18 protein-coding genes are annotated in these 20,708 nt (G+C 72.4%); 10 read left to right on the top strand and 8 right to left on the bottom strand.

The features are described from left to right. Positions 1 to 2: 2 nt before the first annotated feature. The 7 genes from C4J65_RS00380 to rhaI all read right to left on the bottom strand — a co-directional run bounded on the left by C4J65_RS00380 (position 3) and on the right by rhaI (position 8,673). Positions 3 to 788 (bottom strand): ABC transporter ATP-binding protein, encoded by a 786-nt coding sequence (locus C4J65_RS00380; protein WP_205350936.1) that lies wholly within the window; start codon positions 786 to 788, stop codon positions 3 to 5. A 126-nt stretch (positions 789 to 914) separates the two neighbouring features. Continuing rightward, a complete protein-coding gene (locus tag C4J65_RS00375) occupies positions 915 to 1,562 on the bottom strand; it encodes a lactate utilization protein C (protein WP_115740522.1) in 648 nt (215 codons plus the stop codon). After that, positions 1,559 to 3,052: a LutB/LldF family L-lactate oxidation iron-sulfur protein gene (locus tag C4J65_RS00370; protein ID WP_115740521.1), complete on the bottom strand. Its 1,494-nt coding sequence runs from the start codon at positions 3,050 to 3,052 to the stop codon at positions 1,559 to 1,561. Before C4J65_RS00370 ends, C4J65_RS00375 begins: the two co-directional genes overlap by 4 nt. Further along, positions 3,049 to 3,801: a (Fe-S)-binding protein gene (locus C4J65_RS00365; protein WP_115740520.1), complete on the bottom strand. Its 753-nt coding sequence runs from the start codon at positions 3,799 to 3,801 to the stop codon at positions 3,049 to 3,051. The genes C4J65_RS00370 and C4J65_RS00365 overlap by 4 nt, the downstream gene beginning before the upstream one ends. 78 nt (positions 3,802 to 3,879) lie before the next feature. Continuing rightward, on the bottom strand, positions 3,880 to 5,334 hold the full coding sequence (locus C4J65_RS00360; RefSeq protein WP_115740519.1) for a rhamnulokinase family protein: 1,455 nt from the start codon (positions 5,332 to 5,334) through the stop codon (positions 3,880 to 3,882). Continuing rightward, positions 5,331 to 7,370, bottom strand: a complete 2,040-nt coding sequence (locus C4J65_RS00355; RefSeq protein ID WP_115740518.1) for a bifunctional aldolase/short-chain dehydrogenase — start codon at positions 7,368 to 7,370, stop codon at positions 5,331 to 5,333. Before C4J65_RS00355 ends, C4J65_RS00360 begins: the two co-directional genes overlap by 4 nt. Positions 7,371 to 7,512: 142 nt before the next feature. Then, positions 7,513 to 8,673, bottom strand: coding sequence for an L-rhamnose isomerase (gene rhaI / locus C4J65_RS00350; protein ID WP_115740517.1), 1,161 nt, complete (start codon positions 8,671 to 8,673; stop codon positions 7,513 to 7,515). Positions 8,674 to 8,950: 277 nt separating this feature from the next. Here rhaI and C4J65_RS00345 point away from each other — a divergent pair, with 277 nt between their 5' ends. From C4J65_RS00345 to C4J65_RS00300, 10 genes are all read left to right on the top strand, one after another. Then, a complete protein-coding gene (locus C4J65_RS00345) occupies positions 8,951 to 10,468 on the top strand; it encodes a sugar ABC transporter ATP-binding protein (RefSeq protein WP_115740516.1) in 1,518 nt (505 codons plus the stop codon). After that, positions 10,465 to 11,505, top strand: coding sequence for an ABC transporter permease (locus C4J65_RS00340; protein WP_115740515.1), 1,041 nt, complete (start codon positions 10,465 to 10,467; stop codon positions 11,503 to 11,505). Before C4J65_RS00345 ends, C4J65_RS00340 begins: the two co-directional genes overlap by 4 nt. After that, on the top strand, positions 11,498 to 12,511 hold the full coding sequence (locus C4J65_RS00335) for an ABC transporter permease (RefSeq protein ID WP_115740514.1): 1,014 nt from the start codon (positions 11,498 to 11,500) through the stop codon (positions 12,509 to 12,511). The genes C4J65_RS00340 and C4J65_RS00335 overlap by 8 nt, the downstream gene beginning before the upstream one ends. A gap of 39 nt (positions 12,512 to 12,550) precedes the next feature. After that, positions 12,551 to 13,633 (top strand): rhamnose ABC transporter substrate-binding protein, encoded by a 1,083-nt coding sequence (rhaS, locus tag C4J65_RS00330; protein ID WP_115740513.1) that lies wholly within the window; start codon positions 12,551 to 12,553, stop codon positions 13,631 to 13,633. 37 nt (positions 13,634 to 13,670) lie between these two features. Then, positions 13,671 to 13,991, top strand: coding sequence for an L-rhamnose mutarotase (locus C4J65_RS00325; RefSeq protein ID WP_115740512.1), 321 nt, complete (start codon positions 13,671 to 13,673; stop codon positions 13,989 to 13,991). 87 nt (positions 13,992 to 14,078) lie between these two features. Further along, positions 14,079 to 15,104 (top strand): LacI family DNA-binding transcriptional regulator, encoded by a 1,026-nt coding sequence (locus C4J65_RS00320; protein WP_115740511.1) that lies wholly within the window; start codon positions 14,079 to 14,081, stop codon positions 15,102 to 15,104. 127 nt (positions 15,105 to 15,231) lie between these two features. Further along, positions 15,232 to 16,533, top strand: a complete 1,302-nt coding sequence (locus tag C4J65_RS00315) for an alpha/beta fold hydrolase (protein ID WP_115740510.1) — start codon at positions 15,232 to 15,234, stop codon at positions 16,531 to 16,533. A gap of 96 nt (positions 16,534 to 16,629) precedes the next feature. Then, positions 16,630 to 17,373: a PIG-L deacetylase family protein gene (locus tag C4J65_RS00310; protein ID WP_115740509.1), complete on the top strand. Its 744-nt coding sequence runs from the start codon at positions 16,630 to 16,632 to the stop codon at positions 17,371 to 17,373. A gap of 4 nt (positions 17,374 to 17,377) precedes the next feature. Beyond that, the gene (locus tag C4J65_RS00305) at positions 17,378 to 18,352 is read left to right on the top strand and encodes a sigma-70 family RNA polymerase sigma factor (RefSeq protein WP_115740508.1); all 975 of its coding nucleotides are present in this window, start codon (positions 17,378 to 17,380) and stop codon (positions 18,350 to 18,352) included. Positions 18,353 to 18,373: 21 nt separating this feature from the next. Further along, on the top strand, positions 18,374 to 19,222 hold the full coding sequence (locus tag C4J65_RS00300) for a pentapeptide repeat-containing protein (protein WP_115740507.1): 849 nt from the start codon (positions 18,374 to 18,376) through the stop codon (positions 19,220 to 19,222). On the opposite strand, the gene C4J65_RS00295 is transcribed toward C4J65_RS00300, so the two are convergent. After that, positions 19,184 to 20,701, bottom strand: a complete 1,518-nt coding sequence (locus C4J65_RS00295; protein ID WP_115740506.1) for a cytochrome P450 — start codon at positions 20,699 to 20,701, stop codon at positions 19,184 to 19,186. The genes C4J65_RS00300 and C4J65_RS00295 overlap by 39 nt on opposite strands. Positions 20,702 to 20,708: the final 7 nt, after the last annotated feature.

Raw genomic sequence — 20,708 nt, 5'->3', positions numbered from 1 at the left:
GCTCACACCCCCGCCGGCACGTCGTCGCCCAGGTGCGCCAGCCGCTCCGCGACCGCGTCCGGGGTGGGTGCGTCCATCCGCCCCGCCAGCCGGCCGTCGGCGAGGAAGACCACCGAGTCGGCGTACGAGGCGGCGACCGGGTCGTGCGTCACCATCACCACGGTCCGCCCGTGCGTCCGGACCGCCTCCTGGAGCAGCAGCAGCACCTGCCGGGCGCTGCGCGTGTCCAGCGCTCCCGTCGGCTCGTCCGCGAAGATCACCCGCGGCTCGGTGACCAGCGCCCGCGCGATCGCCACCCGCTGCCGCTGACCGCCGGAGAGCTGGTCGGGGCGGTGACCGAGCCGGTCGCCGAGGCCGACCGAGGTCAGCACCTCGCGGGCGCGCCCGCGGTCGACGCGCCGTCCGGCCAGCTTGAGCGGCAGCACCGTGTTCTGCGCGACGGTCAGCGTCTCCAGCAGGTTGTACTGCTGGAAGGCGAACCCGACCCGGCCACGCCGGAACCTGGTCAGCTCCGCCTCGCCGCCACCCGTCAGCTCCTTGCCGTCCACGCACACGATGCCGCCGTCCGGCCGGTCGAGGCCCGCCGCGCACTGCAGCAGCGTGGACTTGCCCGAGCCGGACGGCCCCATCACCGCGGTGAACGTGCCGCGTCCCAGGCTCAGCGTCACACCGTCAAGAGCCGTCACGGCGTTCTCCGCCGAGCCGTACGTCCGGGTCACCTTGACCAGCCGGAGTGCCTCGGGGGCGGGGCCGGGGTCGTGGTTGCCTCGTGCGCCGGAGCGAAACATCGTGATCACCTTCCGTGTGGCACGCCCTGTGCGGTGCCTCGTGGAAGACGCTACGGAGAGTGCGGCCGGGCCACACTGGGTGCAGAACCCGTATCGGGGGGTGTACTCAGCGACACCCCCGCCGCGCTACGAGCCGTCCACCAGCACCACCTCCAGAGTGCGCGGGCCGTGCACGCCCTCGACCCGGTCCAACTCGATGTCACTGGTCGCGGAGGGCCCGGAGATCCACGTCAACGGCCGTTTCGGATCGAGGCGTCCGAGCGCCTCGGGCACCGAGGACACGACCTGGTCGGGCACCCGTACGACGCAGATGTGGTGGTCGGGGACGAGGGTGATGCGCCGCCGCCCCTGGTCGGAGGAGCCGTCCAGGACGATCGTGCCGGTCTCGGCGACCGCGACGGCGCAGCCGGTGACCACGCTGTCGATCCGGTCGAGTTCCGGTGCCGTACTCGCCGCCGAGTCCTGCACGAGCGCCGCGTCGACGGCCTCCAGCCATCCCGTCGGCAGCCCCTGCGGAACCACCACGCTCCCGGAACCGTGCGCGGACAGGAGCCGGGCCACCAGCTCGGGCAACTCCCCGTCCGTGCACCGGTGCACGAGGGCCCGGTAGTCCGCCAGGTTCTCGGCGAGGAGGTCCACCGTCTCCGGCACCGACCGGTGCCCGTGCTCGCGCAGATAGTCCCGGGCGACGGCCTCCTCGTAGGGCCCCGCGTCGTCCGGCACGTCCGCCAGGGCCCGCCGCACCCGGCCCAGAATGCGTTCCCTGCTGTTCACTTCGCCCCGTCCTTCCCGCCGCGCGTGCGCTGCCACCAGTCCCGGAACGGCTCCGCGGGCACCGCCGGCAGGTCGCGGCTGCCGCTCCACGCCCGGCCGGGACCGGGCAGCGTGCGCGGATGCAGACGGCGGGTGCGCGAGGCCAGCCGCTGCCCGGTCCGCAGCGCGCCCGGACGCGTGAACGCCCACTGCGCCGCCCGCATCGCCGCGCGCTCGGCGGCATGGCCCCTGGCGGGCTTCAGCACCACCCGGTTGCCCTGCCGGACGGCCGGTCCGCCCTGCACCACCCGCTCCCGCAGGTGCACCAGTACCTCGGGGATGTCGATGGCGACCGGGCACACCTCGTAGCAGGCGCCGCACAGCGAGGACGCGTACGGCAGAGAAGCGTCGATCTCGCTGCCGGTGCCCCGCAGTTGCGGGCTGAGGATCGCGCCGATGGGGCCCGGGTACACCGAGCCGTAGGCGTGTCCGCCGGCCCGCTCGTACACCGGGCACACGTTGAGGCAGGCCGAGCAGCGGATGCAGCGCAGCGCCTGGCGGCCGACCTCGTCGGCGAGGGTGTCGGTGCGGCCGTTGTCCAGCAGGACCAGATGGAAGGTGCGCGGGCCGTCCCCTTCCCCGGCCCGGCCGTCGCCGGTGCCCGTCCACATGGACGTGTACGGGTTCATGCGCTCGGCCGTGGAGGAGCGGGGGAGGGTCTGCAGGAAGACCTCCAGGTCCTGCCACGTCGGCACGATCTTCTCGATGCCGACGACCGAGATCAGCGTCTCGGGCAGGGTCAGGCACATCCGCCCGTTGCCCTCCGACTCCACGACCACCAGCGTCCCGGTCTCGGCCACCACGAAGTTGGCGCCGGAGATGCCGACCTTCGCCCTCAGGAACTTCTCCCGCAGGTGCAGCCGGGCCGCCTCCGCGAGTTCGGCGGGCGTGTCCGTCAGGTTCTCGGGCGCGGGGCGGCCCCACTCGCTCATCTCGGAGCGGAAGATGTCCCGGATCTCGCCGCGGTTGCGGTGGATGGCGGGCACCAGGATGTGCGAGGGCCGGTCCTTGCCCAACTGCACGATCAGCTCGGCGAGATCGGTCTCGTAGGCGTGGATGCCCCGGGCCTCCAGGGCCTCGTTGAGGCCGATCTCCTGCGTCGCCATCGACTTGACCTTGACGACCTCGCTCTCACCGGTCTCCTGGACCAGGCGGGTGACGATCTCGTTGGCCTCGTCCGCGTCGGCGGCCCAGTGCACCGTGCCGCCGGCCGCCGTGACCGCCTCCTCCACCTGCACCAGGTACCGGTCGAGGTGACGCAGCGTGTGGTCCTTGATCTGCTTCCCGGCCTCCCGCAGCGCCGCCCAGTCGTCCAGCTCGGCCACCGCGCGGGCCCGCTTGTCCCGGATGGTGTGGGTGGCGTGGCGCAGATTGCCGCGCAGCGTCTCGTTGCCCACGGCCTCCCGGGCCGCGACGGGAAAGGCCGGCATCCCCACGAACGTCCCGCTCATACGGCCGCCTCCTCGGTGCTCGCCAGGATCTCCGCGAGGTGCACCGGCCGCATGCCCGTGCGCAGCCGCGTCATGGTCCCGCCGATGTGCATCAGACAGGAGTTGTCGGCCGCGCACAGCACCTCCGCCCCGGTGGACTCGGCGTTGCGGACCTTGTCCGCGCCCATCGCCGCCGACACGTCGGAGTTCTTCACGGCGAAGGTGCCGCCGAAGCCGCAGCACTCCTCGGCGCCCGGCAGCTCCACCAGCTCCAGCCCCCGCACCGCCGCCAGCAGCCGCCGCGGCCGGTCGCCCAGGCCGAGGCTCCGCAGGCCGTGGCAGGTCGGGTGGTACGTCACCGTGTGCGGGTAGTACGCCCCCACGTCGGTCACCCCGAGCACGTCCACCAGGAACTCCGTCAGCTCGTACGTCTTCGGCACCACCGGCGCCAGCACGGCCGCGAGCGTGTCCCCGCGCCCCTCCGCCCGCGCCCGCTCGCCCATCCGCGGATACAGCTCCCGCACCATCGCGCCGCAGGAGCCCGAGGGCGTCACGATCGCGTCGTAGTCCGTGAACACGTCCGCGAAGTGCCGGGCCAGTGGCTCGGCCTCGTGCCGGTAGCCGGTGTTGTAGTGCGCCTGCCCGCAACACGTCTGGGCCATCGGGAAGTCGACCTCGACACCGAGTCTGGTCAGCAGCCTGACCACGGCACGGCCGGTGTCCGGATAGAGCGTGTCGTTGACGCAGGTCAGGAACAGAGCGACACGCATCGCGGCTCCTCGTATTCGATCATCGGATGAATGATGAGTGCAGACTAGTCGGCGGACCCGGCGCCGGGGAGCCCCGGCTCACCGGTCGGCGAGTCGGTCGGCGGCCGCCCGCCAGCGCGCCCGGTCGCCGCGCGGTTCGTACCGGGTCAGCGACTGGGTGCGCGCCAGCAGCCGGCGCATCCCGGCGAGGTCGCCGACCAGTCCGTGGGCGCGGGCCTGCACCAGGACGTTGCCCAGTGCTGCGGCCTCCGTCGGCCCCGCCACCACCGGCAGCCCGCAGGCGTCGGCGGTCAGCTGGCACAGCAGCGCGTTGCGGGTGCCGCCGCCGACGACGTGCACGACGTCGACCGGGTGTCCGGCGAGCCGCTGCGCCTCCTCGACGGCCCCGCGATGGGCCAGCGCCAGCGAGTCGAGGATGCACCGGGTCACCTCGGCGGGCGTCTCGGGCACCGGCTGCCCCGAGGCGCGGCACGCCTCGGCGATCCGCTCCGGCATCCGCCCCGGCGCCAGGAACGCCGTGTCACCGGCGTCGACCACCGACCGCAGCGCCGGTACCCGCGCCGCCTCCAGCAGCAGCCCGCCCAAATCGGGGTCGCCCCAGGCCCGCACGCACTCCTGGAGCAGCCACAGCCCCATGATGTTGCGCAGGTAGCGGACCGTGCCGTCCAGCCCCAGCTCGTTGGTGAAGTTGGCGGCCCGGCTCTCCTCCGTCAGCACGGGGGCGGTCAGTTCGAGCCCGGCCAGTGACCAGGTGCCGGTGCAGATGTAGGCGAACCGTTCGCCCGATGCCGGTACGGCGACGACCGCGGAGGCGGTGTCGTGCGAACCGACGGCCGTCACCGGCACGGGCCCCGCCAGCCCCGTCTCCTCCAGCACCTCGGGGCGCAGCAGTCCCGCCGCGTCCCCGGGCCGGCGCAGCGGCGGGAACAGGCCGAGGTCGATCCCCAGCCGGTCGGCGACCTCCCGCGACCAGTCCCGGGTGCGGGGATCGATCAGCTGGGTGGTGGAGGCGTTGGTCAGCTCCGTGCCCTGCTCGCCGGTCAGCCAGTAGGACAGCAGGTCGGGGATGAGCAACAGTCGTCGCGCCGCCGCGAACTGGGCCGTGCCCCGGGCGGCGACGAGCTGGTACAGGGTGTTGAAGGGCGCGTACTGCACGCCCGTCGCCGCGTACAGCTCCCCCGCGGGCAGCGAGGCCCACACCCGCTCGGCGACGCCCTCCGTGCGGGCGTCGCGGTAGTGCACGGGGTTGCCGAGCAGTACGCCGTCCGCGTCCAGCAGACCGTGGTCGACCGCCCAGCTGTCCACGCCGACCGAGTCCACCGGGCCCGCCGCCCGCAGACCGTCCAGCACACCGGCGTACAGCGCGAGGACGTCCCAGCGCAGCCCGTCGGGCGTGCGGACCGGCCGGTTGGGGAAGCGGTGCGCCTCGGTCAGCTCCAGCCGGTCGGCGCCGACGCGGCCGACCATGACGCGCCCGCTGGACGCACCGAGGTCGACCGCGGCGAACGCCTTGACGTCCACGGCGGTGCTCATCGCAGGAACGCGGCCGCGACGCCGGCGTCGACCGGGACGTGCAGGCCGGTGGTGTGCGTCAGGTCGCCGCCGGTCAGCGCGAACACGGCGTTCGCGACGTGCTCGGGCAGCACCTCGCGCTTGAGCAGGGTCCGCTGGGCGTAGAACTCGCCCAGCTTCTCCTCCGGCACCCCGTACACGGCCGCCCGCTTGGCGCCCCAGCCGCCCGCGAAGATCCCGGAACCGCGCACCACGCCGTCCGGGTTGACGCCGTTGACGCGGATGCCGTGCTCGCCCAGCTCGGCGGCGAGCAGGCGCACCTGGTGGGCCTGGTCGGCCTTGGTGGCGGAGTAGGCGATGTTGTTCGGGCCGGCGAACACGGCGTTCTTCGACGCGATGTAGACGATGTCGCCGCCCAGCTCCTGCGCGGTCATCACCCGGGCCGCCTCGCGCGAGACGAGGAAGGAGCCGCGGGCCATGATGCCGTGCTGGAGGTCCCAGTCCTCGGCCGTGGTCTCGAGGAGCGGCTTGGAGACGGAGATCCCCGCGTTGTTGACCACCAGGTCGACGCCGCCGAAGGCCAGCACGGCCGCCCGGAAGGCGTCGGCGATCTGTTCCTCGGAGGTGACGTCGACGGTCACGGCGACGGCGTTGTCGTCCCCGCCCAGCTCCTCCGCGACCGCCGCCGCGTTCTCCGCGTTCAGGTCGGCGACGACGACACAGGCGCCCTCGTCCACCAGCCGCCGCGCGATCGCCTTCCCGATCCCGCTGCCCGCGCCCGTGACCAGGGCGACCCGGGTGGCCAGTGGCTTCGGCCTCGGCATCCGCCGGAGCTTGGCCTCCTCCAGCGCCCAGTACTCGATCCGGAACTTCTCCGACTCCTCGATCGGCGCGTACGACGACACCGCCTCGGCACCGCGCATCACGTTGATCGCGTTGACGTAGAACTCGCCGGCCACCCGGGCGGTCTGCTTGTCCTTGCCGAAGCTGAACATGCCGACACCCGGCACCAGCACGATCGCCGGGTCGGCGCCGCGCATGGCGGGGGAGTCCGGCTCCGCGTGCCGCTCGTAGTAGGCGGCGTACTCCTCGCGGTAGGCCGCGTGCAGCTCCCCCAGCCGGGCCACCGCCTCCTCCAGCGGCGCGGTCGGCGCCACGTCCAGGACCAGCGGCCGCACCTTCGTCCGCAGGAAGTGGTCCGGGCAGGAGGTGCCGAGCGCGGCGAGCCGCGGGTGCTCGGCGCGCGCGAGGAAGTCCAGCACCACGTCCGCGTCGGTGAAGTGCCCCACCTGCGCCCGGTCCCGGGACGCCAGACCACGGACGTACGGCGCCAGCGCCGCAGCCCGCTCCCGCCGCCCGGCCTCGGGCAGCGCCTCGTACCCCTCGATCACCGCACCGAACGGCTCGACCCTGCCGCGCTCGGCCAGGAAGGCCTCGGCGGTGCGGATGATGTGCAGCGAGTTGCGCTCGCACTCCTCGGAGGTGTCGCCCCAGGCGGTGATGCCGTGCCCGCCGAGCACACAGCCGACGGCCTGCGGGTTGGCCTCCTTGACGGCCGCGATGTCCAGCCCGAGCTGGAAACCGGGCCGCCGCCACGGCACCCACACCACGGTGTCGCCGAAGCACTCGGCGGTCAGCTTCTCCCCGTCCGCCGCGCAGGCCAGGGCGATCCCGGAGTCGGGGTGCAGGTGGTCGACGTGTGCGGCCCCGACGAGCCCGTGCATCGCCGTGTCGATCGAGGGCGCGGCGCCGCCCTTGCCGTGCAGGCAGTAGTCGAAGGCGGCGACCATCTCGTCCTCGCGCCCGACGCCCGGGTAGACGTCCTTGAGCGCCCGCATCCGGTCCAGCCGCAGCACGGCGAGCCCGGCCCCGGTGAGCGTGCCGAGGTCCCCGCCGGACCCCTTGACCCACATCAGCTCCACGTCACCCCCGGTGACGGGATCGGTACCGGTGCCCTTGGCGGACGTGTTGCCACCGGCGTAGTTGGTGTTGCGCGGATCGGCACCGAGCCGATGGGAACGGGCGAGAAGCGCGGAGGCCGAGGGGTGGATACCCATGTCTGGCAGTCCTTTTCAACGAGGGCGAGGAGGAACGCCCCTGCAAGGGGCGCGGGGCTGTATCTATTTGCGGCTCCGCCGCGCGGGCGCGACCGGCCACAACCGGCCCGCAGCCGCGAAACGACGGGAACCCGGCAGACGCCTACGCCCCCCACCCGGCCTGCTGCCCACCGACCCGCTCGGCGACGACCTTCTCCGCCCACCCGCAGGAGCGATACGCCTTCATCGGCTCGGGGCCCAGCCCCGACTCCTCCCGCACCTCCCGCAGCAGCGGCCGCACATCCGTGTTGTACGCGTCCATCAGCACCGCGTTGGCCTCCAGCACATCCCCCGCGGCCTGTGCCTCGGCCAGGGCGGGACCGTCGACCAGCAGCGCCTTCGCCGTGGCCTCCTGCACGTTCATCACCGACCGGATGATGGCCGGGATCTTCGCCTCGATGTTGTGGCACTGGTCGAGCATGAACGCCACGTCGGAGGTGAAACCGCCCCCGCGCACCACCTCGTACATGATCCGGAACAGCTGGAACGGGTCGGCGGCACCCACCATCAGGTCGTCGTCGGCGTAGAACCGGGAGTTGAAGTCGAACCCGCCGAGCTTTCCCTCCCGCAGCAGCGTCGCCACGATGAACTCGATGTTCGTGCCCGGCGCGTGGTGTCCCGTGTCGACCACGACCTGCGCCTTCTCGCCCAGCTTGAGGCAGTGCGCGTACGCCGTGCCCCAGTCCGGCACGTCCGTCGTGTAGAACGCCGGCTCGAAGAGCTTGTACTCCAGGAGCATCCGCTGCCCCTCGCCGAGCCGCTCGTACACCTTGGCCAGGCCCTCGGCCAGCCGGTCCTGCCGGGAGCGGATGTCGTCCTGTCCCGGGTAGTTCGTGCCGTCGGCGAACCACAGCTTCAGGTCGTGCGACCCGGTGGCGTCCATGATGTCGACGCACTCCAGCAGGTGGTCGACGGCCTTCCGGCGCACCGCCGCGTCGGGGTGGCAGATGCTGCCCAGCTTGTAGTCGTCGTCCTGGAAGGTGTTGGAGTTGATCGCGCCGATCCGCACGCCCCGCTGCTCGGCGTGCGCCGCCAGCGCGGCGTAGTCCTCGACCCGGTCCCAGGGAATGTGCAGGGCCACGGTCGGGGCCGCGCCGGTGAACTCGTGCACCTTCGCCGCGTCGTCCAGCTTCTCGAAGGGGTCGCGGGGGACACCGGCCTGGGCGAACACCTTGAAGCGGGTGCCCGAGTTGCCGTACGCCCACGACGGCGTCTCGACGGCCTGGGTCTTGAGCGCGGCTTTCACCGCGGCGAGCTCGGTCACTTCGGCGCTCCTGTGGCATCGGGTCGTGGCCTGCTGTGAGTACGACCATGTGTGAAACGATTCAGAACGCGAAGTTATGAGCCGCCCGAAGGGGTGTCAACCCTTCTGGCCACTCCGACTGCTCGTGACTCGGTCGTGACCTTCGGCTATCGAAAGTTTTTGGACCCGGAACCATTGACGTGACATACCCTCGCTGCCTAACGTCCCCGGCAACCGAGTTGAAACCTTTCACGACGCCGTGAGGGCCGTCCCGCCCGGCGTCGTCGAGGAGCCCCCAATGACCCACCCGTCCGACACGGGTTCGGCCCCGGTTCTGGCGCTCAGGGACGTCTCCAAGTCCTTCGGCGCGGTCCGTGCGCTGCGGGACGTCTCCCTGGAGCTGTTCCCCGGCGAGGTGCACGCCCTCGCCGGCGAGAACGGCGCCGGAAAGTCGACCCTCATCAAGACGCTGGCCGGAGTGCACCGGCCGGACGCCGGCCACGTGCTGCTCGACGGCGCCCCGGTCGTGTTCCACGGTCCCGGCGACGCCCGCGACGCCGGCATCGCCGTGATCTACCAGGAGCCCACCCTCTTCCCCGACCTGTCGATCGCCGAGAACATCTTCATGGGCCGCCGGCCGCGGCGTGCCCTCGGCCGCATCGACCACCGGGCGACCCGCGACGCCACCGCCGCGCTGATGCGGCGCCTCGGCGTCGAACTCGACCCCGACCGGCCCGCGCGCGGCCTGTCCATCGCGGACCAGCAGATCGTGGAGATCGCCAAGGCGCTCTCCTTCGACGCCCGTGTCCTGATCATGGACGAGCCGACCGCCGCCCTCACCGGCAGCGAAGTGGCCCGGCTCTTCGGCGTGGTGCGCACCCTGCGCGACCAGGGCGCCGCGGTGCTGTTCATCTCCCACCGCCTGGAAGAGATCTTCCGCATCTGCGCGCGGGTCACCACCCTGCGCGACGGCGCCCGGATCGCCAGCGAGCCCCTGGAGGGCATGACAGAGGACGACCTGGTGCGCCGCATGGTCGGCCGCGATCTCGACGAGCTGTACCCCAAACAGGAGGTCATACCCGGCGAGACGGCCCTCCGCGTACGCAGGCTGACCCGCGAGGGCGTCTTCACCGACGTCTCCTTCGAGGTGCGGCGCGGCGAGATCGTCGCCCTGGCCGGACTGGTCGGCGCCGGACGCACCGAGGTCGCCCGTGCCGTCTTCGGCGTCGACCGCTGGGACGCGGGCGAAGTGGTGGTCGACGGGAAGCCGCTCGTCAACGGCGCCCCCTCCACCGCGATGGCCGCCGGTCTCGCGCTCGTCCCGGAGGACCGCCGCGCCCAGGGCCTGGTGATGGACATGTCCATCGAGCGCAACATCGGCCTCACCGGCCTGCGCACCAGCGTGAAGGCCGGTCTCGTGGACCGCGGCGCCGAGCGCAGCCGCTCCCTGGACTGGGCCGTCAAGCTCCAGGTCAAGTACGCGCGCATCGCCGACACCGTCGCCACCCTCTCCGGCGGCAACCAGCAGAAGGTCGTCCTCGCCAAGTGGCTGGCCACCGGCCCCAAGGTGCTGATCGTCGACGAGCCCACCCGCGGCATCGACGTCGGCACCAAGGCCGAGGTGCACCGGCTTCTCTCCCAGCTCGCCGCCGACGGCGTGGCCGTCCTGATGATCTCCTCCGACCTGCCCGAGGTCCTCGGCATGGCCGACCGCGTCCTGGTGATGCACGAGGGCCGGCTGACCGCCGAGATATCCCGCTCCGACGCCACCGAGGAGACCGTGATGGCCGCAGCCACGGGGAGGGCCGCCGCATGACGGTCACCGCACCCGAGAAGGCCTCCGCGGCCGACGTGCCGGGGGCAGGCGCCACCCGGCTGGTGGACCGCATCTTCAAGATGCGTGAACTGGCCATCCTGCTCGTGTTCCTGGTGATGATCGCCATCACCCAGGCAGGCAACAGCGAGTTCCTCTCCGAGCAGGGCATCAAGGACCTGCTGCTGAACGCGACCATCCTGGTCCTGGTCGCCACCGGACAGTCCCTGGTCGTCATCACCCGCAACGTCGACCTGTCCGTCGGCTCCACTCTCGGCATCAGCGCCTTCGCCGCCGGCACCTACCTCCAGGGCGGCGGAAACCCCGTCGTGGCCGTGCTCCTCGCGGTGCTGCTGGGTATCGGCTTCGGCCTCCTCAACGGCCTGCTGGTCAGCCTCGGCCAGGTGCCCGCCCTGGTCGTCACCCTCGGCACCCTGTACATCATCCGCGGCATCGACTCCATCTGGGTCGGCTCCCGCCAGATCACCGCGGCCGATCTGCCGGGCGGCTTCGTCGACTTCGGCTCCGGCGGCATCTCCGCCGTGCCCTGGCTGGCCATGATCGCCCTGGCGGTGCTCGTCGCCACCGCGTACTACCTCAAGCACTTCGGCAGCGGACGCGAGCTGTACGCCCTCGGCTCCAACCCCGAGGCCGCCCGGCTGGCCGGCATCCCGGTCCGCAAGCGGATCCTGGCCGCCTACACCTTCTGCGGCGCGCTCGCCGGACTCGCCGGCGCCCTCTACCTGGCCCGGTTCGGCAACGTCGACTCCGGCACCGGCAACGGCTACGAACTGACCGTCGTCAGCGCCGTGGTGGTCGGCGGCGTCGTCTTCACCGGCGGCTCCGGCAGCGTCTACGGCGCGGCCCTCGGCGCGCTGCTGCTGACCTCGATCAACAGCGTGCTGCCCGCCCTCGGCGTCAGCTCCGTGTGGGTGCTGGCCATCAACGGCACCCTGCTCATCCTCGCCATCGCCGTCGACCGGATCGTCGCGCTGCGGGTGGCCACCGCCCTGAAGAAGAGGAACGCCCGCCATGGCTGACAGCTCCCTGACGCGCGCCGTCCGATGGGACACCGTGGTCGGCGCCCTCCTCGTGGTCGTCCTGCTGCTCTCCTTCGGCTTCGTCGACGGCTTCGGCAACGCCCTCAACCTGTCCTTCCTGATCGGGAACACGCTGCCGATCGCGCTCATCGCCCTGCCGATGACGCTGCTGGTCGTCTCCGGCGAGATCGACCTGTCGGTCGCCTCCACCGCGGGCCTGTCCGGCGCGGTGATGGGCGCCCTGTGGAACCAGGGCATGACCATCGAGACGATCATCCCGATCTGCCTGCTGCTCGGCGTGGTCTGCGGTCTGGTCAACGGCCTGCTGGTCACCCGGCTCGGACTGCCCTCCCTCGCCGTCACCATCGGCACCATGGCCGCCTACCGGGGCATCGCGCAGATCGTGCTCGGCTCCGACGCGGTGACCGACTTCCCCTCGCAGTACCTGGACTTCGCGGCCGGACGCATCGACGGCACCTTCGTCCCGTACGCCTTCCTGCCGTTCCTCGTGCTGCTGGCCGTCGCCGTCGTCGCCCTGCACGCCATGCCGCTGGGCCGGTCGCTGTTCGCCATCGGCGCCAGCGAGGAGGCCGCGCGCTTCGCCGGCATCCGGGTCAAGCGGCAGAAACTGATCCTGTTCACGCTGACCGGACTGATGTCCTCCCTCACCGGCGTCTTCTGGGCCCTGCACTACGCCAGCGCCCGCTACGACAACGCCACCGGCCTCGAACTGTCCGTCGTCGCCGCGGTGCTCCTGGGCGGCATCGACTTCGACGGCGGCAAGGGCACGCTCGGCGGGGCGATCGCGGGCGTCTTCCTGCTCGGCGCGCTCCAGAACGTCATGAGCCTCCAGGACGTCTCCGCCCAGTCGCAGATCGTCGTCACCGGCGTCCTGCTCGTCCTCTCCGTGCTCGGCCCCCGGGTCGCACGGCAGATCTCCCTCGCGAGGGCCGGACGCAGGGCGGCACCGGCGCCCCCGTCCAAGGCGCCCGCCCCCACCCCGTAACCCGGTCCCCGGCCCGTCCACCCTCGTAAGGAACCCACCATGCGCAAGTCGTCCATCCGCCGTACCTGCGCGGCCCTCGCCGCCGTCACCTCCCTCGCCCTGGCGGCCACCGCCTGCGGCGGCACCACGAAGGAGGACGTCAAGGACGAGGGCGGCTCGGCCGCCGCGGCGGGCAAGGCCGACCCGAACGCCGCGACGAAGAAGGGGCTGACCGTCGGCTTCCTGCCCAAGCAGGTCAACAACCCCTACTTCACCGTCGCGGACAAGGGCGGCGAGAAGGCCCTGAAGGAGCTGGGCTCCAGCTACAAGGAGGTCGGCACCTCCAGCGGCACCGACACCGCCGGCCAGGTCTCCTACGTCAACACGCTCACCCAGCAGCAGGTCGACGCCATCGCCGTCTCCGCGCAGGACCCGGGCGCCCTGTGCACCGCGCTCAAGCAGGCGATGAAGAACGACATCAAGGTCGTCACCTACGACTCGGACACCAACCCCGAGTGCCGCAACGCCTTCATCTCCCAGGCCTCCGCCGACGACATCGGCCGCACCCAGGTGCAGCAGATGGCCGAGCAGATCGGCAACAAGGGCGAGATCGCGATCCTGTCCGCCGCGCAGACCGCGACGAACCAGAACGCCTGGATCGAGATCATGAAGGACGAGCTGAAGGACCCGAAGTACAAGGACATCAAGCTGGTCAAGGTCGCCTACGGCGACGACGACGCCCAGAAGTCCTTCCAGCAGACCCAGGGCCTGCTCCAGGAGCACCCGAACCTGAAGGGGATCATCTCCCCGACCACCGTGGGCATCAAGGCCGCCGCCCAGTACCTGTCCGGCTCCAAGTACAAGGGCAAGGTCAAGCTGACCGGCCTCGGCACCCCCAACGACATGCGCAAGTACGTCAAGAACGGCACCGTCGAGGCCTTCGAGCTGTGGGACCCGGCCAAGCTCGGCGAACTGGCCGCGCGCACCGCCGTCGCCCTGTCCTCCGGGCAGATCACCGGCAAGGAGGGCGAGACCTTCAAGGCCGGGGCCATGGGCGAGTACACCATCGGCAAGGACGGTGTGATCAACCTCGGCAAGCCGACCGTGTTCACCGCCGACAACGTCGACCAGTTCGACTTCTAGTCGCGGCCCTCAGCACTCGACCCGGGAGCGGTACTTCATGCAGCGCGTCTGTTTCCTGCTCAAGGTCCGCCGGGACCGCATCGCGGAGTACCGCGAACGCCACGCCGCCGTGTGGCCGGAGATGTGCGAGGCGCTCTCCGCCACCGGCTGGCACAACTACTCGCTCTTCCTGCGCGACGACGGGCTGCTCGTCGGCTACCTGGAGACCGAGGACTTCGCCGCCGCCCGGGCCGGCATGGAGGCCACCGAGGTCAACGCCCGCTGGCAGGCGGAGATGGGTCCGCTCTTCGAGTCCCTCGACGGGGCCCGCGCCGACGAGGCGATGAAGCCCCTCACCGAGGTGTTCCACCTCGCCTGACGGGGGCCCCGCCGGGGCGGCCCGGGTACTGTGTGAAGGTCCCACGGCTGCCCCCCACTCCCACCCGACCTCGGAGGTCCCTGCCCGATGGCCCATTCCGTGGGTATCAAGGACGTCGCCCGCGCCGCCGGAGTTTCCGTGGGCACGGTCTCCAACGTCATCAACCGCCCCGACACCGTCGCGACCGAGACCCGGGCGCGGGTGCTGTCCGCGATCGACCGGCTGGGCTACGTCCGCAGCGAGTCCGCGCGCCAGCTGCGCGCCGGCCGCAGCCGCATCATGGGACTGCTAGTCCTGGACATGGGCAACCCGTTCTTCGTCGACGTCGCCCGCGGTGCTGAGCGGGCCGCCCGCGACGCCGGGCTCGGCGTGATGGTCTGCAACAGCGCGCAGAACCCGGGCGAGGAGGCCGAGTACCTCTCGCTCTTCGCCGAGCAGCGGGTCCGGGGCGTCCTGCTCACCCCCGCCGACGCCACCGGCCGCAACATCGAGGGCTTCCGGCGCCACAACATCCCCTTCGTCCTCGTCGACCGTGTCGCCGAGGGCACCACCGAGTGCTCGGTCTCCGTCGACGACGTCGCGGGCGGCGCGCTGGCCGTACGCCATCTGGTGGACGCCGGACACCGCTCCATCGCCTACGTCAGCGGTCCGCCCGGCCTCAACCAGGTCCGCGACCGCCGCACCGGCGCCCTCGCCGCGCTCGCCGAGGCCGGGCTCGGCCCCGACGCGCTGCGCGAACTGCCCACCGAGCGCCTCGACGTCGCCGCGGGCCGCGACGCCGGCGCCCGCCTGCTGGGCCTCGCCGAGCGGCCGACCGCCGTCTTCTGCGCCAACGACCTGCTCGCCCTCGGCGTCCTGCAGGCCATGTACGCCGCCGGGGTCGGCGTCCCCGACGACCTCGCGATCGTGGGCTACGACGACATCGAGTTCGCCGCCGCCGCGGCCGTCCCGCTCACCTCCGTGCGCCAGCCCGCCCACACCATGGGCGCCATGGCCGCCGAGCTGCTCCTGGAGGAGACCGAGCTGGAGGGCACGGACCGGACCCACCCGCACCGGCGGGTCGTCCTCCAGCCGGAGCTGGTCGTGCGGCGCTCCAGCCTCGCCGCCCGCTGACCGGCCGTTCAGTAGATCTGTCAGTACGATTTCATGATCCCGGGGGTCGGCGGCCGAAGGACGGTGTGCTGAACTGGGACGCGGCCGAAAGCATCGGTCGCCAGATCCGTCCGCCCCGGGAGACCCCTTGAGCGTCAGCTACCGCCAGCCAGGCGTCGTCCTCACCGACCGCCGTTTCACCGTGCCCCTCGATCACGCCGACCCCACCGGGGAGACGATCGAGCTGTACGCCCGCGAGGCCGTCGCGAGCGACAAGGCCGACAAGGACCTGCCCTGGCTGGTCTACCTCCAGGGCGGACCGGGTTTCGGGGCGAACCGTTTCATCGGCCGGCCCGCGTGGTTCGGCCGCGCCCTCAAGGAGTATCGCGTCCTGCTCCTGGACCAGCGCGGCACCGGCGCCTCCACCCCGGCCAACCGTCAGACGCTCCCGCTGCGCGGCGGCCCCGCCGAGCAGGCCGACTACCTCACCCACTTCCGCTCCGACGCCATCGTCCGCGACTGCGAGGCCATCCGCCCCCGGGTCACCGGCGGCGCCCCCTGGACCGTCCTCGGCCAGAGCTTCGGCGGCTTCTGCACCGTCGCCTACCTGTCGCTGGCCCCCGAGGGCCTGAGCGCCGCCCTGATCACCGGCGGTCTGCCCTCCCTGGACGCCCACGCGGACGACGTCTACCGGGCCGCCTACCCCCGCATCGAGCGCAAGGTCGCCGCGCACTACGCCCGCTACCCGCAGGACGTCGAGCGCGCCCGCCGCATCGCCGACCACCTCCTCACCCACGACGTGGTCCTGCCGAACGGCTACCGCCTCACCGTGGAGGCCTTCCAGTCGCTCGGCATCATGCTGGGCGGCAGCGAGGGCAGCCACCGGCTGCACTTCCTGCTGGAGGACGCCTTCGTCCGCACCCCGAACGGGCACGAACTCTCCGACGCCTTCCAGGAGCAGGCGCAGGGCCTGCTGTCCTTCGCGGCCAACCCGCTGTACGCCCTCATCCACGAGGTGATCTACGGCCAGGACGCCCGGCCCACCGCCTGGTCCGCCGAGCGGGTCCGCGCCGAGTTCCCGCGCTTCGACGCCGCGAAGGCCCTCGCCGGCGACGAACCCCTGCTGTTCACCGGCGAGTCGATCCACCCCTGGATGTTCGACTGCGACCCGGCGCTGCGCCCGCTGCGCGAGACGGCCGAACTGCTCGCCGCCCACACCGACTGGACCCCGCTGTACGACCCCGCCCGCCTCGCCGCCAACGAGGTGCCGGCCGCCGCGGCCGTCTACCACGACGACATGTACGTCGACACCGCCCACGCGCTGGCCACCGCCCGGACGGTTCGGGGCCTGCGCACCTGGGTCACCGACGAGTTCGAGCACGACGGCGTGCGGGCGGGCGGCCCCCGCGTCCTGGACCGGCTGCTCGCGCTCGCCCGCGACGAGGCCTGAACGACGCCGGACGGGATGTCCGGACGGGATGTCCAGACGGGATGTCCGGGTGGGATGTCCGGGTGGGATGTCAGTGGCGCGGGTTAGTGTGCGGGCATGACGGAGCCGACGATCACGCAACTGGAGCCCATGCCCGGCGACTGGCGCCGTGCCCTCGCCGTCGTGGCCCACCCGGACGACCTGGAGTACGGCTGCTCGGCGGCGATCGCGGTCTGGACCGACGAGGGCCGCGAGGTCGTCTACGTGCTCGCGACCAGGGGCGAGGCGGGCATCGATACGCTGCCGCCCGCGGAGTGCGCCCCGCTGCGTGAGCGGGAGCAGCGGGCGAGCGCCGCCGTCGTCGGGGTGAGCGAGGTGGAGTTCCTCGACCACCGGGACGGCGTCGTCGAGTACGGCACCGCGCTGCGCCGTGACATCGCCGCCGCGATCCGACGGCACCGGCCCGAGCTGGTCATCACCCTCAACCACCGGGACACCTGGGGCGGCGTCACCTGGAACACCCCGGACCACGTCGCCGTCGGCCGCGCCACGCTCGACGCGGCGGCCGACGCCGGCAACCGGTGGATCTTCCCGGAGCTGACGGACCAGGGCCTGGAACCCTGGAACGGCGTGCGCTGGGTCGCGGTCGCCGGTTCCTCCTCGCCCACCCACGCCGTGGACGCCACCCCGGGTCTGGAGCGCGCCGTGCGCTCGCTGCTGGAACATCGCACGTACATCGAGGTGCTGACCGAGGAGGACCCGGAGACGTACGTGCGCGGATTCCTCACCGGCTTCGCCGAGGCCGCGGGGGAGCGGTTCGGCGGAAAGCCGGCGGTGACCTTCGAAGTCTTCGCGCGGTAGCGGTATGACGGGGGAGCAGGGCATGCGGGGAGAACGGGACGCGCGGGGAGAGCGGGACGTGCTGGGAGAAGGGGACGTGCGGGGACAGCAGCGTCTCGCGGAGCGCTTCGAGGAGCACCGCGGGCAGCTCAGGGCGGTGGCCTACCGCATGCTCGGCTCCCTGGCCGAGTCGGAGGACGCCGTGCAGGAGGCCTGGCTGCGCCTCGACCGCTCCGGCGGGGACGGCATCGACAACCTCGGCGCCTGGCTGACCACCGTGACCGGCCGGATCTGCCTGGATCTGCTGCGCTCCCGCACCGCGCGCCGCGAGGAGCCCATGACCGAGGGCTTCGACTCCTTCATGCCCGACCCCGTGCTGCGGAGCCTGCCCCAGGCCGACCCGGAGGCGGAGGCGCTGCACACCGACTCGGTGGGCATCGCCCTGCTGGTGGTGCTGGAGAGGCTGGAACCGGCCGAGCGGCTGGCGTTCGTCCTGCACGACATGTTCGCCGTGCCCTTCGACGACATCGCGCAGGTCGTCGAGCGCACCCCGGCCGCCACCAGGCAGCTCGCCAGCCGGGCCCGGCGCCGGGTGCGCGACGCCACCCCCGCCGCCGAACCGGACCTCGGCCGTCAGCGCCGGGTGGTGGAGGCCTTCCTCGCCGCCAGCCGCGCCGGTGACTTCGAGGCACTGGTGTCCGTCCTCCACCCGGACGTGGTGCTGCGGGCCGACGCGGGCGCGCTGGCCCGGGGCATCGCGGCGTCCAAGGTGGCGCGGGGAGCGCGGACGGTCGCCACCGGTGCGTTCCACTTCCGCCACCTCGCCGGACTCGCCCACGTCGTCCTGATCAACGACGCGGTCGGCACCGTCGCCGTGTCCGAGGGGCGGCCGGTGTCGGTCACCTACGTCACCGTCGCCGACGGCCTCATCACGGGTCTGTACATCCTGTCCGACCCGGAGCGGCTGGCCCGGCTGGACCTGTCCGCGCTGGAGCCCTGACCGGCCCGTATCCTCGACGACATGCGAGAACACACGGCGGACCGGACGGATGCCCCGGCCGGGGCGGAACTGCGCGGCGACTGCGCGAGCTGTTTCGGCCTGTGCTGTGCGGCCCTGCCGTTCGCCCGCTCGGCGGACTTCGCGATCGACAAGGACGCCGGAACGCCCTGCCCGAACCTCGGCACCGACCACCGCTGCGGCATCCACGCGAGACTGCGGGAGCGCGGCTTCACCGGCTGCACGGTCTACGACTGCTTCGGCGCCGGGCAGCGGGTCTCGCAGATCACCTTCGGCGGCCGGGACTGGCGCGCGGGCCCACCGGAGCGGACCCGCCGCATGTTCGACGTGTTCCCGGTCGTCCGTCAACTGCACGAGCTGCTCCGGTACCTGACCGAGGCGCTGACCCTGGCCACCGCCCGCCCGGTCCACGCCGACCTGCGCGGTGCCCTCGCCGACACCGAACGCCTCGCCGGGGGAACCCCCGAGGAGCTGGCCGCCCTCGACGTGGCCGCGCACCGGCAGCGGGTCAACGTGCTCCTGCTGCGCACCAGCGAGCTGGTCCGGGCCGGCACCCGCGGCCGGAAGAAGAACCGCCGCAACGCCGACCTGATGGGCGCCCGGCTCAAGGGCGCCGACCTGGCGGGTGCCGATCTGCGCGGGGCCTACCTCATCGCCGCCGACCTCACCCGCGCCGACCTGCGGGGCGCCGACCTGATCGGCGCGGACCTGCGCGACGCCGACCTCACCGACGCGGACCTGACGGGTGCCTTCTTCCTGACCCAGCCGCAGGTCGACGCGGCCAGGGGCGGCCCCGGCACCAGGCTGCCGTGCTCAGTCACCCGCCCGGGGCACTGGACAGCGGGACTCTGAGGGGGCGGCGCCGCCGGCGTCCGCGGTCCGCCGGACCAGGTGCAGGCGCAGCCCCTGCGGCATCAGCGTCAGCCGCTCGGTCACCCGCAGCCGGTAGCCGGGATCCGGCCGCAGCTCGTAGCGGCGCAGCAGCAGTCCGAGGACCAGCGTGGCCTCGTGCAGCGCGAACTGCCGTCCGATGCACGCGCGCGCCCCGGTCCCGAACGGCTTGAACGTGTGCGGGGCGCGCGACCGTACGGCCTTCGCGTCGAAGCGGTCCGGGTCGAACCGCTCCGCGTCCGCACCCCACACCTCGGGGTCGCGGTGCAGCATGCCCGTGAGCACCAGCGCCCAGGCCCCGCGCCGCATCGGGTACGTGCCGCCGAGCACCGTGTCCTCGCGGGCCTCCCGCGCGAAGCCGGGGGCGGTCGGCCACAGTCGCAGCGACTCGTCCAGGACCCGGCGCACGTAGCGCAGCCTGGCCACCTGCTCGTAACCCGGCGCCTCGGTGTCGCCCCACACCCGGTCCACCTCCGCACGCGCCCGGGCCGCGACCTCGGGGTGCTGGGCGAGGTAGTGCAGGGCGAAGGAGAGCGCGCCCGAGGTGGTCTCGTGACCGGCGACCAGAAAGGTGATGACCTGCCGGCGGACGTTCTCCGGCGACAGCCGCTCGCCGGTCTCCGGATGGGCCGTCTCCAGCATCCGGTCGAGCAGGTCGCCCTTCCTGCCCTTGCCGCCGCTCGCCCGGCGTTCGCGGACGAGATCGTCGACCGTGCGGTTGAGGTAGGCGATGTCGGCGGCGTTGCGGCGGCTCGCGTCGCGCAGCAGCCAGGGTGCGAGCGGCGCGGGCACCGTGTTCAGGCGCTGCGCGTAGCCGAGCGTGCCCACCATCGAGGTGACGAAGGGATGGAGGCGGGCGCGTTCGAAGGAGCCGAAGTCGTGCCCGAAACCGGTGCGCGCGATGGTCTCCAGCGTCAGCTTCGTCATGTCGCCGGGCACGTCCACCGCCCGGCCCGACGCCTCGGCCAGGTCCCAGTGGCCGGTGAGCCGCGCGGCCACGTCCAGCATCATCACGTGGTACCCGGCCATGGCCTCGCGGCTGAAGCCGGGCGCCAGCACGTCGTGCGCGAGCTGCCAGTTGGGCTCGTGGTTGTACGCCGTGAACAGCCCGTCCCCGGCCACCGGCCGCAGGTTGGCCACTCCCAGGCCCACGTGTTTGGCGAACCGCGCCTCGTCCGCCAGGTCGGCGGCGAGGGCCGCGCCCCACACGAACACGAACTCCTTGCCGAAGGCCCGCCGCCGGAATATCGGCCCCAGCCGCCGCGCGTACCGCAGCGAGTCCTGCATCGGGGTGCGCCTGCTCGCCCCCACGACGTCACCGAGCAGGGGCAGCCGGTACGGAGGGTGCGGGATGCGGTGCAGTTCGGGCCAGCCCAGCTCGGCGCTGCGGAAGCCCTTCGGCAGTCCGCCCGGTGCCGGTTCCCTCGCTGTCTGGGCCATGACGCGA

This window comes from Streptomyces sp. CB09001 (assembly GCF_003369795.1).
GTDB lineage: Bacteria > Actinomycetota > Actinomycetes > Streptomycetales > Streptomycetaceae > Streptomyces.
The sequence above is the reverse complement of the archived record's forward strand: the minus strand, read 5'-3'. Positions and strand labels throughout refer to the sequence as shown.